At 70.2% G+C, this 15,338-nt stretch carries 17 protein-coding genes; 5 read left to right on the top strand and 12 right to left on the bottom strand.

Features of this window, described 5'->3' with window-relative positions; all coding sequences use genetic code 11:
• Nucleotides 1-9 precede the first annotated feature (9 nt).
• Both ABD987_RS35075 and ABD987_RS35070 read right to left on the bottom strand, forming a co-directional pair.
• Nucleotides 10-924, bottom strand: coding sequence for an alpha/beta fold hydrolase (locus ABD987_RS35075; RefSeq protein ID WP_345404333.1), 915 nt, complete (start codon nt 922-924; stop codon nt 10-12).
• The gene (locus tag ABD987_RS35070) at nt 921-1,829 is read right to left on the bottom strand and encodes an AurF N-oxygenase family protein (protein ID WP_345404330.1); all 909 of its coding nucleotides are present in this window, start codon (nt 1,827-1,829) and stop codon (nt 921-923) included. Before ABD987_RS35070 ends, ABD987_RS35075 begins: the two co-directional genes overlap by 4 nt.
• 63 nt (nt 1,830-1,892) lie before the next feature.
• On the opposite strand from ABD987_RS35070, the gene ABD987_RS35065 reads away from it, so the two are divergent.
• Together ABD987_RS35065 and ABD987_RS35060 are read left to right on the top strand one after the other, a co-directional pair.
• Nucleotides 1,893-2,678, top strand: coding sequence for a TetR/AcrR family transcriptional regulator (locus ABD987_RS35065; RefSeq protein WP_345404327.1), 786 nt, complete (start codon nt 1,893-1,895; stop codon nt 2,676-2,678).
• Nucleotides 2,679-2,701: 23 nt separating this feature from the next.
• Entirely contained in the window at nt 2,702-3,019 is a 318-nt protein-coding gene (locus ABD987_RS35060; RefSeq protein WP_345404324.1) for a DUF4873 domain-containing protein, read from the top strand.
• 214 nt (nt 3,020-3,233) lie between these two features.
• On the opposite strand, the gene ABD987_RS35055 is transcribed toward ABD987_RS35060, so the two are convergent.
• The 3 genes from ABD987_RS35055 to ABD987_RS35045 form a co-directional block, all read right to left on the bottom strand.
• A complete protein-coding gene (locus ABD987_RS35055; protein WP_345404321.1) occupies nt 3,234-4,538 on the bottom strand; it encodes a DUF418 domain-containing protein in 1,305 nt (434 codons plus the stop codon).
• Nucleotides 4,539-4,639: 101 nt separating this feature from the next.
• Nucleotides 4,640-4,870, bottom strand: a complete 231-nt coding sequence (locus ABD987_RS35050) for a DUF3107 domain-containing protein (protein ID WP_345404318.1) — start codon at nt 4,868-4,870, stop codon at nt 4,640-4,642.
• 118 nt (nt 4,871-4,988) lie between these two features.
• The gene (locus ABD987_RS35045) at nt 4,989-5,642 is read right to left on the bottom strand and encodes a ferritin-like fold-containing protein (protein ID WP_345404314.1); all 654 of its coding nucleotides are present in this window, start codon (nt 5,640-5,642) and stop codon (nt 4,989-4,991) included.
• A gap of 512 nt (nt 5,643-6,154) precedes the next feature.
• Between ABD987_RS35045 and ABD987_RS35040 the strand changes: the two genes are divergently transcribed.
• Both ABD987_RS35040 and ABD987_RS35035 read left to right on the top strand, forming a co-directional pair.
• Nucleotides 6,155-7,780, top strand: a complete 1,626-nt coding sequence (locus tag ABD987_RS35040; protein WP_345404621.1) for a DEAD/DEAH box helicase — start codon at nt 6,155-6,157, stop codon at nt 7,778-7,780.
• A gap of 42 nt (nt 7,781-7,822) precedes the next feature.
• Nucleotides 7,823-9,154 carry an Rv3212 family protein gene (locus tag ABD987_RS35035; RefSeq protein ID WP_345404311.1) on the top strand — a complete coding sequence of 444 codons (1,332 nt, stop codon included), beginning with the start codon at nt 7,823-7,825 and terminating at the stop codon, nt 9,152-9,154.
• Nucleotides 9,155-9,433: 279 nt separating this feature from the next.
• Here ABD987_RS35035 and ABD987_RS35030 read toward each other — a convergent pair whose 3' ends face one another.
• The 6 genes from ABD987_RS35030 to ABD987_RS35005 form a co-directional block, all read right to left on the bottom strand.
• Nucleotides 9,434-9,865, bottom strand: a complete 432-nt coding sequence (locus ABD987_RS35030; protein ID WP_345404308.1) for a hypothetical protein — start codon at nt 9,863-9,865, stop codon at nt 9,434-9,436.
• A gap of 43 nt (nt 9,866-9,908) precedes the next feature.
• The gene (locus ABD987_RS35025; protein WP_378214135.1) at nt 9,909-10,817 is read right to left on the bottom strand and encodes a RecB family exonuclease; all 909 of its coding nucleotides are present in this window, start codon (nt 10,815-10,817) and stop codon (nt 9,909-9,911) included.
• A gap of 34 nt (nt 10,818-10,851) precedes the next feature.
• A complete protein-coding gene (locus tag ABD987_RS35020) occupies nt 10,852-11,442 on the bottom strand; it encodes a MarC family protein (protein WP_378214159.1) in 591 nt (196 codons plus the stop codon).
• Between the two features lie 37 nt (nt 11,443-11,479).
• On the bottom strand, nt 11,480-12,343 hold the full coding sequence (locus ABD987_RS35015; RefSeq protein WP_345404303.1) for a PHP domain-containing protein: 864 nt from the start codon (nt 12,341-12,343) through the stop codon (nt 11,480-11,482).
• Nucleotides 12,344-12,429: 86 nt separating this feature from the next.
• On the bottom strand, nt 12,430-12,990 hold the full coding sequence (locus ABD987_RS35010; protein WP_345404300.1) for a PH domain-containing protein: 561 nt from the start codon (nt 12,988-12,990) through the stop codon (nt 12,430-12,432).
• A 20-nt stretch (nt 12,991-13,010) separates the two neighbouring features.
• Nucleotides 13,011-13,175 (bottom strand): hypothetical protein, encoded by a 165-nt coding sequence (locus tag ABD987_RS35005; protein ID WP_345404297.1) that lies wholly within the window; start codon nt 13,173-13,175, stop codon nt 13,011-13,013.
• A gap of 194 nt (nt 13,176-13,369) precedes the next feature.
• On the opposite strand from ABD987_RS35005, the gene ABD987_RS35000 reads away from it, so the two are divergent.
• Nucleotides 13,370-13,783 (top strand): NUDIX domain-containing protein, encoded by a 414-nt coding sequence (locus tag ABD987_RS35000; protein WP_345404294.1) that lies wholly within the window; start codon nt 13,370-13,372, stop codon nt 13,781-13,783.
• Nucleotides 13,784-14,216: 433 nt separating this feature from the next.
• On the opposite strand, the gene ABD987_RS34995 is transcribed toward ABD987_RS35000, so the two are convergent.
• On the bottom strand, nt 14,217-15,326 hold the full coding sequence (locus ABD987_RS34995) for a DUF2332 domain-containing protein (protein WP_345404291.1): 1,110 nt from the start codon (nt 15,324-15,326) through the stop codon (nt 14,217-14,219).
• Nucleotides 15,327-15,338 lie beyond the last annotated feature (12 nt).

Here is a 15,338-nt window from a genome sequence, read left to right as displayed (position 1 = left end):
TTCCGGTGTTCAGCCGGCCCGGGTGGCCGCCCGGATCAACGCGTTGACGCGCGCGGCCACCTCCCTTGCCCGCTCCTGCGGAAGCATGTGCCCGGCACCCGGGTAGCGGACGAACTCGGCCTCCGGCAGGGCGTCCGCGATGACCTTCGCGTGCGCCAGCGGGCAGAGCCGGTCCTTCTCGCCGACCAGCACCGCGACCGGGATGTCCCGCAACGCGCCGAGCCCGACCGCGCCCTCGTGCCGCGCGATCGCGTCGATGAACTCGCCGACGCTCGCCGGATGGGCGCACAGCAACTGCTCGCCCACGCTGCGGACCGCCTCCCGGCGCGGCCGGTCGCCGAACACCAGCATCCGGGCGCCGGAACGCACCATGCCCGGCGACAGCCGGAAGTTCTCCGCCCGCAGCCGCGCGAGGAACTTCGCGACGCGCGGTTCGAGCCGGGTCACCCCGCGACCGGCGAGACCGGGCAACCCGAGGGTCAGCCGGTCCATCTGTCCCGAGGACGTCGCCACGAACGCGGCCGCGGCCACCCGCGAGGACACCAGTTCCGGATGCCGCTCGGCGAGCGCCATCAGGGTCATCCCGCCCATCGAGTGCCCGGCGAGCACGAGCGGGCCGTCCGGGACACGGTCGGCGATGAGCTCGGCGAGATCGTCGGCGAGCCGGTCGATCCGCGCCGTGCCCGGCCTCGCGTGCGCCGATCCGCCGTGCCCGCGCAGGTCGTAGCGCAGGACCCGGATCGCCGGGTCCAGATGCGGCAGCACGAAGTCCCAGGTCCGGTGGTCCTGGGTCCAGCCGTGCACGAGGACGAGGGTGGCGGCGGAGTCGGCCGGTCCGCTCGTTTCGAGGTGCAGCGCGGTGCCGTCACCGGTGACGAACCGGTGCGCGCGGGCCGGGTCCCGCAACCGCTCGGCGGTGGTCATCGGGCCGCCGGGAGCAGGAACGACTTGCGCCAGAAATACATCCCCGGCGCGCCGACCAGGCCGGACTCGTCGAGGAACGGCATGATCTTCTCCCCCGCCCAGGCGATCGTGCCGCGCCAGTTCGGGTTGTTCAGCGCCGCCTCGACGCCGTCGCGCGGCCGGATGCCGACGGCCTTGTAGACGTGGGGGTTGATGAACGCCCTCGTCACGAAGTACGAGATCAGCGCGATGATGAACTGCTGGTAGACGCGTTCGCCGCGGGACAGCTTCGCCATGCCACGCGTGACCTCTTCACGGGCGAAGGTGACGTGCCGCGCCTCTTCGAGGACGTGGATGCGGTTCACCATCCGTACCAGCGGCTGGATGCCCTCGTCGTTCATCTGTTCGCGCTGGAGCCGGTCGAGGACCTCTTCGGCGACCAGGATCGCGCCGTACCGCGCGGGCCCGTAGGAGATCGTCGGCATCAGCTTGGCGAGCCGCCGCAGCCACGGCACCGGGCCGTAGGTGGGGCAGCCGATCCGCGCCGACATCCGAGCGAACATGGTGGAGTGCCGGCATTCGTCGGCGATCTCGGTGAGCGCGAACTGCGCGTGCGAGGTCGTCGGGTCCTGCTCGTAGACCTCCTTGAGCAGCATCTGCATCAGCAGGATCTCGAACCACAGCCCGGTGGTCGCGACACTGGCGACCTCGTGCCTGCCCAGCTCGATCCGCTGTTCCGGGGTCAGCCGGTCCCAGATTTCCGTGCCGTACAAGGAAGAGCGCTCTTCGGGGATGAATCGCTTACCCTCGACCAGTGGCGCATCCCAGTCGATGTCCACGTCGGGGTCGTAGAACTTGTTCGCCGACGACTTGAGCAGGCGGTCCGCGGTCTTCTCGCGGCCGGAATCCTTGAGCGTCCGCGTCATTGCGACACACCCCTTTCGTGACGCAGATTTCTGTAACCGCTAGTAACAGTTACCTCTGGTAGCATGACGACCGTGATCGAACGTGTCAAGCGCTCCAGCAAGCACTCCAGCAAGCGCTCCGCCCCGGACGAGGCCGCCACCGGGGACGCCAGGCGCGACCGCTGGCGCAAACACCGGATCGCGCGCCGGGCGGAGTTCGTGGAGGCGGCGCTGCGCGCGCTCGACAAACACGGTCCCGAGCTGGGCATGGAGGACGTCGCCGCCGAAGCGGGCGTCACGAAACCCGTGCTGTACCGGCACTTCGACGACAAGGCCGATCTGTACGTCGCGCTCGGCCAGCGCGGCACCGAGATCCTGCTGGGGCGGCTGATCCCCGCCATCAACGCCGAACTCGCGCCAGTCCCCCGCATCCGGATGGCGCTCGACGCGTTCTTCACCGTCATCGAAGAGCACCCGAACCTGTACCGCCTGCTCGCGCGCGGCGCGACGCAGGAGAAGACGGGCGACTCCGACGTCGTCGCCGAGGACAAGGAACTCATCGCGACCGCGTTGTCGGCGCTGCTCGGCGACTACATGCGGATGTTCAACATGGACTCCGGCGCGGCCGAGCCGTGGGCGTACGGGATCGTCGGCATGGTCCAGAACACCGGTGAGTGGTGGCTCGACCGCCAGTCCATGGGCCGCGACTCGGTCGTCGAATACCTGACACAGATCATCTGGGCCGCGATCGACGGACTGACCCGCCAGCAGGGCGTGGTCATCGACCCGAACGTGCCGCTCGACGCGAACAAGGTCATCCAGATGAGCAGGACCAAACAGGACCCCGGAGCCGACAGCGACGCCGGCTGAGCCGTACGCGAGGAGAATTCCCGATGAGCGAACACGACGAAGACGGCTACCGCGGCGACGCCACCCTCGTCGTCGACGGCACCGAACTCGCGGTGCGGGTCGACCTGCGGGGCTACTTCCAGCCGATCGACGGCTACTACCGCTGGTACGGCCGGATCACGGCCGACGAGAAGCTCACCGAACTGGCGGGCGGCAAGAAGAAGGCCGTCGAAATCCGCGCGGGCGAGCACTCCGCGTCCGGCGAGATCTCCGACCCCGACCCGTGGGGCCGCTACCGGATCATGGGCACCAGCACCCCGCCCTTCGCCGTCCCGACCACCCTGGAAGAACTCAACGCCTGATCGAGCCCCCGGCGCCCAAGCGCCCCAATGTGGCATTGGGTGCGTCCAACGCACCCAATGCCATATTCGCTGCGTCCAACGCACCGAACGCCACATTGGGGCGCATGAACCACCCCGGACGCGGAGCAAGGGACCTTTACTCGCGCCCGGCGACAGCAAGGGACCTTTGCTATCGTTCTATGCGCACGCATACAACGGCAGTAAAGGTCCCTTGCTACTCCGCCGAGGCTCGCTGCGCGGGCACGCGCTCCGCCGGGATCACGTAGTTCGGCCAGCTCGACAGCTTGTTCAGCAGCCACTCCAGCGGCCCGCGCCCGATCCACTTCCGCCAGGCCACCGCGGCCACCAGCGCGACCACACAGAACTCCGCGAAGTGCCGCACGCCGAACAGGTCCTGCCCGTTCTCCGGCTCGTCCCAGATCAGCCAGATCACCACGAAGTGCAGGACGTACGCCGAGAGCACCCGGCCCCCGAGGTCGGCCAGCGGCCGCAGAACCCTGCCCATGGCAGGCATCACCAGCTGGCACAGGCCGATCACCGCCGCCGCGATCCCGATCGAGATCAGCAGGTCGAACGGGGTGTAGGAGGCACCGGTCGGAACCAGCTCCCAGGCCCACGTCGTGGTGGGCGGCGTGCCGTGCACCCAGGTGTCGTTGATCCGGAAGAACTCCACCGGGCTCATCCCGGCCTGGGTCGCGGCGGGCTCCAGTGAGCGGTACACCGCCCGCATCCCCCCGAGGACGTCGGTGGCCAGCCACGACGCGAGATACCCCGCCGTCGCCAGCGCCGACCCGCCGAAGAACAGCCGCCTGCTGACCCGCGGCGAAGCGAGGTTCAGCCTGCCGATGGCCATCCCGGCGAAGATGTAGGCCATCAGGGTCAGCGCGGGGAACGTGCCGGTCAGCAGCAGCACCACGGCGGCGTGCACGATCCCGGCGCTGGAGGTGAAGTCCGACCACGTCACGTCGGGTGCGAAGAAGATCAGGTCACGCGGCCGGAACTGGGACCGCAGCACGAAGGACAGCAACGGGGCCACCACGGCGGTGACCAGCGCCGCGATGGCGAGCGCTTTCGCACCGCACCGCAGCCACGGGATCGCGAGCAGGAAACTGGCGCCGTAATAGGCGAGGATCACCATGTAGCCGGTGTCCAGCCCGGCGATCAGCAGCCCCAGCGCGACGAGCAGCGGCGCCCGGGTGGCCAGCCGCAAGGCGACCCGCGTCCTGGCGCGCCCCGTCTTCGGACGGCGCCCGCCGGACATCAGCGCGACGGAAACACCGGCGAGCACGGCGAACAACGCGGCCGAATGCCCTTCGAACGGCTTGAAGAGCAGCGCGAACCCGCCGTCGTTGGGATTCGGCCCGATGTGCACCGCGTACATGCCGAGCACGGCGAGGCCGCGGGCGACGTCGACACCGGTGAGCCGACCAGCCGCGCCACCACGGGGATCGCGACCGGCCGGCTCGAGGAATTCCCGGTTCCGGAACGGAACCGTCCGCACCACAGTGACGCCGTCCACCTTCTCTCTCGGCTCGCCCCCCGCGGTCCCCTCCGAAGAGGGTGACGATCAAGCCTGAGAACCAGCTGAGACCAGGCGGTTACGCCACGGTGACGAAGACGTCAGTCCGCGACCCCGAAGCCGACCTTGCGCACGTCGGACGGCGCGATCTCGACGTAGGCGATCCGGTCGGACGGCACGATGTACTTGCGGCCCTTGTCGTCGTTGAGGCGGAAGAGACCGTCCCCGGCCGTCAGGGCCTCGGCGACCAGCTTCTCCACCTCTTCGGGAGACTGGCCACTGGACACCACCAGCTCGCGCGGGGTGTCCTTGATGCCGATCTTGACCTCCACGTGGGACCTCCGCTGGAAATTCGTAAGGGATATGCCTGGCAAGGCTAGCCGAACCGCGTCCTCGCGGTGCCGCGCGTCCACTCTCGGCAGCGCGGCCGTGTCGTCGTACCGCACCGCGTCAGCCCAGGCCGAGTGCTTGCATGCGCTTGGTGTGCCCCTGTTGCAACCGGCGGAACAACGCGGCGATTCCCGACAGGTCGCCGGATCCGCTGACGATCAGCTCGGCGAGCCCGTCCCGCTCGGCGACGACGTACTGCGCCTGGGTGAGCGCTTCCCCGAGCAGCCGCCGTCCCCACAGCGCGAGCTTGTCCCGCGCCTTCGGGTCGGCCTCGATCCCGGCCGCGACCTCGCGCTCGGCGAACGCCGAATGCCCGGTGTCGGCGAGCACGGTCAGCACCAGGTCCTTGGTCTCCGGGTCCAGCCAGTGCGCGATCTCACGGTAGAGGTCGGCGGCGAGTCCGTCCCCGACGTACGCCTTGACCAGCGACTCGAGCCAGGACTTGGGGTGCGTCGACGCGTGCCACTCGTCGATGTGACCGATGAAGGGCGTCATCGCGTCCTCGATCGCGACGCCGTGCGCGGACAGGTGCGCCGACAGCAGGTCGTAGTGACCGATCTCGGCGGCCGCCATGGACGCCAGTTTGGCCCGGCCGGCCAGCGTCGGGGCGCTGCGCGCGTCCTCCGCCATCCGGTCGAACGCGGAAAGTTCGAGATAGGCGATCACGCCGAGGAGGTCGACGACGCCTTCGCTGATCTGTTTGGCCTCGGTCACGGCGACGAGGGTATCGCCGAAGGGCCGCCGGTCGCCGCGAAGAGACCGATCCCACGTCGGCTCGCCGTGGCGGGTACTGTTGTAAAACTGCTGACCAGGTATGCTGTCACTGATATTGACTGGACTTCCGCGTGCCGATGCGGCGTCCCCGCCATGACACGGCCCCGAGGCCGGACGGCGGCCGGGCGCTTTCGCGAGCGGGAACGGCGAGCCGGGTGGTACGTCCACTCGAGCCGCCAGGGAAAGGTGGATCCCAGGATTCACCGACGTACTGAAATGTGCGTGCACGCCTCTATCGGCATTCCCGTGCAGGACCGGCTCCGGCGCCGAACGCGCGGAGCGAGCCGGATTTCGCATGGTCGAGTGTCGAACGGACTTCAGGGCTGTGCGCGCTGGTCACGAGAGAGGCGATCACCCTGACCGCAGAGAAATCCACAACCGAAGAAATCCCCGCCGCCGTCGCGCTGGAGCACAGCGAGACAGGCCCGGCCGCGCTCGACACCTCGCACCCGCTGCAGGCGGGCGCCCCGGTCGAGCCGGAGTCCCCGACCTTCGCGTCCTTCGGCGTCAAGCCGGAAATCGTGAAGGCGCTGGGCGAGGCGGGCATCGAGCGCACCTTCGCGATCCAGGCACTCACCCTGCCGCTCGCGATGGCGGGCGACGACCTGATCGGCCAGGCCCGCACGGGCATGGGCAAGACGCTCGGTTTCGGCGTCCCGCTGCTGCACCGCGTGCAGGTCCCCGGCGACGGCACCCCGCAGGTGCTGGTCGTGGTGCCGACCCGCGAGCTGTGCATCCAGGTCGCGAACGACCTCAAGGGCGCGGGCAAGCACCTCGGGATCCGCACGCTGGCCATCTACGGCGGCCGCCCGTACGAGCCGCAGATCGAGGCGCTGCGCAAGGGCGTCGACGTCGTCATCGGCACGCCCGGCCGGCTGCTGGACCTGGCCGAGCAGCAGCACCTGGTGCTCGGCAAGATCCGCGGCCTGGTGCTCGACGAGGCCGACGAGATGCTCGACCTCGGCTTCCTGCCGGACATCGAGCGCATCCTGCGGATGGTGCCGGACGAGCGGCAGACCATGCTGTTCTCGGCCACCATGCCGGGACCGATCATCACGCTGGCGCGGACGTTCCTGACCCAGCCGACGCACATCCGCGCCGAGGAGAACGACGCGGGCGCCGTGCACGAGCGCACCACCCAGTTCGTCTACCGGGCGCACTCGATGGACAAGCCCGAGCTGATCGCCCGCGCGCTGCAGGCCGAGGGCCGCGGCCTGACCATGATCTTCAGCCGGACCAAGCGCACCGCGCAGAAGGTCGCCGACGAGCTGGTCGAGCGCGGGTTCGCCGCGGCGGCGGTGCACGGCGACCTCGGCCAGGGCGCCCGTGAGCAGGCGCTGCGCGCGTTCCGCTCCGGCAAGGTCGACGTGCTGGTCGCCACCGACGTCGCCGCCCGCGGCATCGACATCGACGACGTCACGCACGTGATCAACTACCAGTGCCCGGAGGACGAGAAGACCTACGTCCACCGGATCGGCCGGACCGGCCGCGCCGGGCGCACCGGCGTCGCGGTCACCCTCGTCGACTGGGACGAGGAGCCGCGCTGGAAGCTGATCTCCGACACTCTCGGGCTGGACCTCGCGGAGCCGGTGGAGACGTACTCCTCCTCGCCGCACCTGTACAGCGACCTGGGCATCCCGGAGGGCACCACCGGCAGGCTGCCGCTGGCCAAGCGCACCCGCGCGGGCCTGGCCGCCGAGGAGGAAGAGGACCTGGGCGGCAAGCGCCGCGGACCGCGCGGCCGTGGTCGCGACACCGCGTCGGAGGAGACCCCGCGCAAGCGCGCCCGTGCCCCGCGCAAGCGGACCAGGGGCGGCGCCCGCGCGGCCGAGGCAGTCGAAGCGGCGGACGCGGCGAAGGCCGAGGGCGGCGCCGAGACCGCTGCCGCCGAGTCCGGGGAGAGCACCCGGAGCCGCTCGCGGCGGCGCACCCGGGGCGGCGCGAAGCCGAGCCCGGAGGCCACCGGCCCCGCCGAGAAGGACGCCGGGGAGAGCACCGAGCGGCCCGCACGGCGGCGTCGCAGGCGTCGGCCCGCCACGGCGGCAAACACCTCTGATACACCTGCGTCGGCAGACTGACCGCGAGACCGCCGACAGTCCGGACCAGGGAGTCAGATTCTCGTGAGCGAGCGCTCGGACGGCACGCCGGAACACGACCCGGCACCGACCTACGGTGACGAGGACGTGCTGACGCCGTCCGGGCCCGAGCCCGCCCCGAAACATCAGGCCGTTTCCCGGGCACGGCGTTCCCCGTGGAATCGCCGCCGGGACCGGCTGGTGGCGGCCGCGATCGCCGTCGTCGTCGCGGTCACCGGCCTGGTCGTGGCCGTGACCAGCGACAGCGCGGCGACCGACCGCTCCACCGCCCCGCCTCCCCCGGCGCTGCCGAAGGCACCCGCCGCGGTGCCCGGGTCGCTCACCGAGCTGTGGCAGGCCCGCAGCGGTGCGACCCCGGTGCCGGTGGGCGAGAGCAACACCGTGGTCACCGCGGACGGCAGCGCGGTGGACGGCCGCGACCCGATGACCGGCCGGACACGCTGGCACTACACCCGGACGAACCTGCCGCTGTGCACCGCGGCCACGGCGTGGGGCCGGGTGAACGTCATGTACAGCAAGAGCCTCGGCTGCAGCGAGGTCACCCAGCTCGACCCGGCGACCGGGCGGATCACCGCGCAGCGCAACGGCGACGCCGAGCTCGGCACGCGGCTGGTCAGCGACGGCACGCACGTCACGACCACCGGCAAGAAGCTGCTCAACACCTGGCGCGACGATCTGGTCAAGGACATGGAGTACGGCCAGGTCGCCGCGATGCAGAACCATGACAAGCAGCCGCGCGTCGGCTGCACGTACGGCACGGTGGCCGCCGCCGCGAGCAAGATCGGGGTCATCGAACGCTGCCCCGGCGACCCCGCCGACCGCCTGACCGTCTACAAGGCGAAGGCCGAACACGAGGACGAGCCGCAGACCACCTACAGCGTCGTCGTCGCCGGCAAGCGGGCACGGCTGGTGGCACTGTCCGGTGATTTCGCCGCCGTCGCGCTGCCCGACCAGAAGCTCCTGGTCATCTACGGCCCGGACGGTGCCCAGCGCACCGCGTTCCCGCTGGACCTGCCCGCGGGCGACCTCGCCCAGGACCCGCCCGGCGGTCTCGAACAGACCACCCGCACGGCCGGCGCCGTGTACTGGTTCACCGGTTCGAAGACCATCGCGCTCTCCCGCGACGACCTCACCCCACGCTGGTCGCTGGACGGCACGCGCGGGCCGGGGATCACCTACGCCGGCCAGCTGGTCATGCCGATCAACGGCGGGCTCGCCGTGCTGAACGAGGCCAACGGCTCGACGATCCGCACCGTCGGCGTGGACCGCCGCGGTTACCCCGGCCCGGTGCGGCTCACCGCTCTCGGCCCGGTGCTGCTGGAACAACGCGGCGACGTCGTCGCGGCCCTGCACTAGCCCTCCCCGTCATCTCTCCCGGCTGCCCAAACGCCCCAATGTGGCATTGGGTGCGTCCAACGCACCCAATGTGGCGTTCGGTGCGTGGAATCAAGGCCGGACGCGCAGCGTCTCCGCTGAGGGTGGCGGCGGGGGCAAGGGCGGAGCACCGAAGGCCACATTCGGGCGCATGAACCACGGTCAAAACGAGAGCAAGGGACCTTTGCTCTCGTTGTATGCACGCGCATAGAACGAGAGCAAAGGTCCCTTGCTCCTCCTGCCCAGGTGAGCGGGCGACGGTCAGGTCAGCCAGAAGAGGACCAGCGCGGCGGCCACGACGGCCAGGACGCCGATACCCGCGAGGCCGGCGACACGTCCGTCGCGGCGATCGGCCACCCGCTGCGCGAACAGCGCGAGCACGGCGGCGACGGGATGGCCGATCAGCATCGGCAGTCCCGGGCCGGGGGCCCCGGTGAACAGGCAGACCCCGGCGACGCCCAGCACTCCGAGCGCGAGCACCACGAGCCCGGCGGCGAGCGAGCCGGTGAACCCGCGCCACCAGCGACCCGGTTCCTTCCGGCGGTCGCCCGCGCCCTCGATGCCCTCAGCGCCCTCAGCGCTCTCGACGCTCTCGACGCTCTCGACGGACGGTGCCTCGGCCCCCGACGACTCCGGCTCCGCGTCCACGGGCGGCGGCGCGCTCGCCAGCTCCTCGGTGTCGGGGGACGCCACGTCTCGTCTTTCCAATCCTGGGTCGGGTTCCGGAACGGCCTGCTCAGGGCGCGAGCAGCTCCCACGGCTGCGCGGCAGCGGCCGTCTGCTGGCCCACCTCGCAGCTGGGCCGGAAATCGCACCACGCGCACCGCCGGTCGGGGCGCGCGGGGAACAACACGTCACCGTCGCCACCGGCATCCAGGGTATCCGTCGCGAGCCGCAGATCCCCGGCGGTCTGCCCGGCGCGTTCCAGATGACGCCGCAGGCTTTCCCCGGTGTGCTCGGCGGCCGCCACCGTCCCCGTCGGCAGGTGGTGCAGCTCGACCTTGGTGCACGGCATGCGCAACGTCCGCGACGCGGCGACCGCGTACATCGCCAGCGCCTGCGACGCGCGGGCCTCGTATTCGTCGGGTTCGCGGCGCCCGGTCTTGTAGTCGACGATCACCAGCTCGCCGCCGCGCTGATCGATCCGGTCCGCGCGGCCCTCGATGATCATCGTCGGCCTGCCGCCGCCCTCCTCGGTGCTCACCGGCGCGGAAACCCAGCGCTCCAGGCCGATCGGATCGTCGGTGACGTCATGGTCCTCGACGTACTCGGCGACCCAGCCCTTCGCCCGCGCGCGATATCGCGCGGCCTGCTCCTGATCGGCGAAACCCGCGTCCTTCCACTGCTCGGCGACCAGCGCGACCGCGCGCTGCGGTGTCCGCTTGGCCACCGGCAGGTCGAACAGCGCCCGCAACGCGTTGTGCACCACCGCGCCGAGGGTGCTGTGCGCCCACGGCCCGGTGCGCTGCGGCGTCGGGCGCTCCAGATACGTCATCCGGTAGCGGCGAGGACAGTCCTCGAACGTCGCCAGCCGCGCCGGGGACACCTTGGTCAGCCGTTGCGGCTGCTGGACACCGAAATCGAAACCCAGTTGCTCTTTCACGCCACCCCACTCGATCCGACCGGTGTCCACGCTACGCACCATCACCGACACTTTCCGGCGCGGGGCGCGACCGCGGTCAGCCGCCCGCGATGAAACCGCGGACCGAGTTCGCGACCAGCTCGACGGCGATCGCGGCGAGCAGCAGGCCGGCGACCTTCGCCAGCAGCGTGATCCCGCTTTCCTTGATGAGCCGGATGACCACACCGGAGTAGCGCATGCAGGTGTAGAGCACGAAGTGCACGGCGACGATCGCCAGCGCCAGCGCCACGTACGCGCCGAGGTGCCCGTCGGCCTGCCGCACGAAGACGATGGTCGCGGCGATGGCGCCCGGCCCCGCCAGCAACGGGGTGCCCAGCGGCACGAGCGCGACGTTGACGTCTTCGACGGCCTCGGGTTCCTGGTTGCTCTTGCTGCTCAGCAGCTGCAACGCGATCAGCAGCAGAAGCAGCCCGCCCGCGCCCTGCAACGCCGGGATGCCGATGCCGAGATAGGACAGAATCGCCTGTCCCGCCACCGCGAACAGCGAGATCACCAGCAGCGAGACGAGAACGGCCTGACGTGCGGCCCGCGCGCGGACCGCCATCGGCTTGCGGCCGACGAGACTCAGGAACACCGGGACCGTCCCCGGCGGGTCCATGATGACGATCAGCGTGATCGTCGCGCTCATGAACAGCTTCGCGTCGAAGAAGCTCGCCACGTTCACGTCAGCCCACCACGACCGTGGTGCCGGTCGCTCTCGCCACCAATTCCTCCAGCTGGATCGGGTCGGTCGTCTCCTGGCCGAGCTTGATCGTCTTGTTCGTGCCGTGGTAGTCGCTCGATCCGGTACGCACCAGTCCCAGCTCCCCCGCGAGGCCGAACAGCTGCTTGCGGGTGCGGTCGTCGTGGTTCGGATGGTCGACCTCGACGCCGGTGAGCCCGCGTGCCGCGAGCGTCGCCAGCGCCTCCTCGTCGATCGTCCAGCCGCGGGTGTACGCGAACGGATGCGCGACGACGGTGACCCCGCCCGCCGCCGCGATCATGTCGATCGCCTCCCCGACCGGGGTGTCGTGCCGCGCGAGGTAGTAGCCACGGCCGGCACCGAGGTACTCCGCGAACGCCTCGTCGACGCTGGCGACCAGCCCGGCGCGCACCAGCGCCTGCGCCAGGTGCGGGCGACCGGCGGGGGCGTCCGGGGGCAGCTGCGCGAAGATCTCGTCGGCGTCGACCGGCAGGCCGTCGGCGGCCATGCGCTCGGCCATCACCCGCAGCCGCATCCGCCGTTCGGCGCGCAGGCGGGTCTGCTCGGCCACCAGCGTGGGCGCCGTCGGATCGAAGAGGTATGCCAGCAGGTGGACGCTGATCTCGCGGCCGGTGGCCGGCTCGGCCCACACCGTGGACAGTTCCGCCCCCGGTACGAGCGTCAGCCCCGGCGGGACGGCGGCGCTCGCCTCGGCCCAGCCCGCCGTGGTGTCGTGATCGGTGATCGCGACTACGTCGAGGCCGGACCGCACGGCGGCCGCGACCAGTTCGGCCGGGGTGTCGGTACCGTCGGAAGCGGTGGAGTGGGCGTGCAGATCGATGCGCATCGCGTTCATTCTTGACGATGCGCTACGTCACAGCGACTCCGGGCGCCTCAGCCCGGAGTACGCGTCCTCGCCGAGAGCGCGGCAGCTCAGCCCACGGCCTTCTTTCCGCGCGCCGCGCGCTGCGCCTTGATCATGGAGAAGCGCTCGGCCTGCTTCTGCTTGTCCCCGAAGACCAGCTCGGAGATGGTGTCGTAGAACTCCTCGGGCCGGGGGAGGTAGTCGATCCGGTTCAGCGCCTGGATCTGGCCCGCGGACTCGACGATCATCGTGCCGTAGCCCATCATGCGGCCGACCCAGGTGCGTTCGTAGGTGAGGTCGGTGACCTTGCTGATCGGCATCATCAGCACCTTCGTGGTGAACACCCCGGTCGTCATGACGAACCGCTTGTCGGTGACCACCAGCCGCTCGACCCACCACTCCATCACCACGTAGGCGAAGCGGAGGACGACGAGCAGGGCGACGTACCAGAGGATGTTCTGCACCACCCACAGCGACGGTGGCAGCAGATACGACACCAGCACGCAGATGGCCAGCAACGCGGCCGCCTCGAAGGTGTCCCAGGTCAGCACGGCCCAGTGGCGACGGATCCGGATGACCCGCCGCTCTGTGTCGAGTAGGTACTCGTCGGGGTCGCGTGGGGCGAACATACGTCGAGGGTATCCGCCGGCTAGCCCTTGAAGATGTTGCTGACGAAGGTGATCACCGATTCGGCCGAGCTGCGGAGGAAGTCGATGGCGTTGCTGACGAGTCCCGCCGCGTGGCCGGGCTGTGCGATCACGAAGAACAGCACCAGCGCGATAGCGGCCAGCGTCAAAATCTTTTTCAGGTTCACCGCGATCAATCCTGTCTCTTACGGCGACAACCGGTCCGACAAAATCCTGACGTTCTACGTTGTACCGCACTGAACACTCACACGGGAGGAAAGTCCCGCGCTTGGGGCAGTGGGCCGTCGGAAGTGTACCGCATGGCTACTCTCCGTGTACAGCGGAGCCCTGGACCTGGGGATTCGTCGCTACGCTGGCGGATATGGACGACTCTCCGCGTGGCTCGATCCGCGCCGTCGGCGCGGTCCTGCACGACGACCAGGGCAGGTTGCTGCTGGTCAAGCGCGCGCATGAGCCCGATGCGGGACTGTGGACGATCCCCGGCGGCAAAGTGGAACCCGGGGAGACCGACGAGCAGGCACTGGTTCGCGAACTCCTCGAGGAAACCGGTCTTGAGGTCACCCTGCGTGCCCATGTCGGCTCGGTGACGAGGGGTCGCTACGACATCCACGACTACGCCTGCGAGGTCGTCGGCGGCACCCTGACGCCCGGCGACGACGCCGCCGACGCCCGCTGGGCCGACCTCGCCGATCTCACTTCACTCAATGCCACGAACCGGCTTCTCGACGCGCTTTTCGTGACTTTGAGTGATTGGGGTGTTCTTCCTCGCAGTTGACCGGGGTTTACGCGTGAGCGAGATACGCAAAGGCAGCGACGCGAGGAAGCAAGGGACCTTTGCTCTCGTTCCCGAGCTTGCCAACGATTAGCGCGCTAACGGACGCTAGCAAAGGTCCCTTGCTGTTCTCCTCCAGGTCGGGACGGGTTTGGACAATGTTCAGGGGCGAAAGGTCCGAGGTATTCGGCGTCGCGAAAGGGACGTTCGCGCCATGCTGGGCGGTCAAGAAAGCCCGGGCGGTGAGGAACCGGGAGCTTCGTCAAGGGAATGTCGAAGATGTCCCATACGCTCCGTTCGCGACGTTCAGTGTCCCGAACGGAGCGTTCGGAACACCGCCACCCAACCCGCGCCCGAGAAGCGCGGACGCCGTGAAGGCCCCCTTACCGGCACTGAGCGCCGGTAAGGGGGCCTTCAGGGACCACGGGAGAAACCTCTACGGCAGCCAGGTCATCCGCTGGCCGTGCGGCGCGGTCCGCGCCAGCGCGAGGGCGTCCGGCTTCCCGCCTTCCCAGCGCACGACGCCGAGCACGCACATCCCGCCGCTCCCGTCGGCTTCGCAGCCGAGGTCGTCCCGGCCGGGCAGGACCGCCTCCAGGCCGACGCGGTACGCCTCCTCGCTCACCCACCACACCGGCCGCCGCTCGGCCAGCGCGGCGAGCGCCTCGACGAACGCGTCGCGCCGGTCCCCGAGGTAGGCCAGCGCGTGACTGGTGAGCACCACCAGCGGCAACGTGTCCGGTAGCCGGGCGGCGGCCGGCGCGAGGTCGTCCACGGCGTCCCCGGCGACAAGTTCCGGCATGTGGCGCGACTGTTCGGCGGCCGCGGTACGCAGCAGGCGCAGCCGGTCCGGCTGGTCGGCCCACACGCAGGCTTCCAGCCAGGCCAGTTCCTCCTCGTCCCGCAGGTCCACCGGCGCCCGGTCGAGCCCGGCCCGCGCGCCGATCGTCAGCTTCTTCGGCAGTTTCGGGAGCACCGCGCCCGGCGCGACGTCGATCGCGCAGTGCAGGCCGACCGCCGCCTTCGCCGGGCCCGCGACGAGCTGCTCACCACCATCGCACTGGTAGCGGTAGGCGAACCGGTCGAGCCCGAGCAGGAGCCCGGCGCTGCAGCCGACCTCCAGCAGCGCGAACCGCTTCGCCTCTTTCGCCACCCGCGCGAGCGCCGGATAGAGCAGCGCCGCGCGCCGGACTTCGTTCGTCTGGGTGAACCGGGCCCCGATGATCTCCCGCGCGCGCTCGGCCCGCTCCAGCAGGAAGGAACGGAACAGCGGCCAGGTGTCCGCGTCGACGCCGTCGAACCCGCCGACCGACGGGTAGTAGCGCGACAACGGGTGAATCGGATCGGCCTGGACGAGCCGGTGCGCGGTGGCCATGAGCAGCGTCCCCCGCGCCTCGCCGCCCCTGGCGCCGGTCAGCAGCCCCGCGACGTCGTCGTCCTCGGCCGCCTGTGTGGCGAGGTGGTCGTAGAGCGGCGAGACGCCGCGGGCCTCGACCTCCGCGAAAGTGCGCAGTCTCCGCTTGATCTCGTCCAGCGCGATCCCCATGGAGGGCTCCTC

The sequence above is a fragment of the Amycolatopsis samaneae genome (assembly GCF_039541975.1).
Classification (GTDB): Bacteria; Actinomycetota; Actinomycetes; order Mycobacteriales; family Pseudonocardiaceae; genus Amycolatopsis; species Amycolatopsis samaneae.
The sequence above is the reverse complement of the archived record's forward strand: the minus strand, read 5'-3'. Positions and strand labels throughout refer to the sequence as shown.

What these genes read in the sequence shown, in the direction of transcription:
- ABD987_RS35075 (WP_345404333.1), bottom strand. Translation starts at nt 924, where the DNA reads ATGACCACCGCCGAGCGGTTGCGGGACCCGGCCCGCGCGCACCGGTTC.
- ABD987_RS35070 (WP_345404330.1), bottom strand. Translation starts at nt 1,829, where the DNA reads ATGACGCGGACGCTCAAGGATTCCGGCCGCGAGAAGACCGCGGACCGC.
- ABD987_RS35065 (WP_345404327.1), top strand. Translation starts at nt 1,893, where the DNA reads ATGACGACCGTGATCGAACGTGTCAAGCGCTCCAGCAAGCACTCCAGC.
- ABD987_RS35060 (WP_345404324.1), top strand. Translation starts at nt 2,702, where the DNA reads ATGAGCGAACACGACGAAGACGGCTACCGCGGCGACGCCACCCTCGTC.
- ABD987_RS35025 (WP_378214135.1), bottom strand. Translation starts at nt 10,817, where the DNA reads ATGGTGCGTAGCGTGGACACCGGTCGGATCGAGTGGGGTGGCGTGAAA.
- ABD987_RS35020 (WP_378214159.1), bottom strand. Translation starts at nt 11,442, where the DNA reads ATGAGCGCGACGATCACGCTGATCGTCATCATGGACCCGCCGGGGACG.
- ABD987_RS35015 (WP_345404303.1), bottom strand. Translation starts at nt 12,343, where the DNA reads ATGCGCATCGATCTGCACGCCCACTCCACCGCTTCCGACGGTACCGAC.
- ABD987_RS35010 (WP_345404300.1), bottom strand. Translation starts at nt 12,990, where the DNA reads ATGTTCGCCCCACGCGACCCCGACGAGTACCTACTCGACACAGAGCGG.
- ABD987_RS35000 (WP_345404294.1), top strand. Translation starts at nt 13,370, where the DNA reads ATGGACGACTCTCCGCGTGGCTCGATCCGCGCCGTCGGCGCGGTCCTG.
- ABD987_RS34995 (WP_345404291.1), bottom strand. Translation starts at nt 15,326, where the DNA reads ATGGGGATCGCGCTGGACGAGATCAAGCGGAGACTGCGCACTTTCGCG.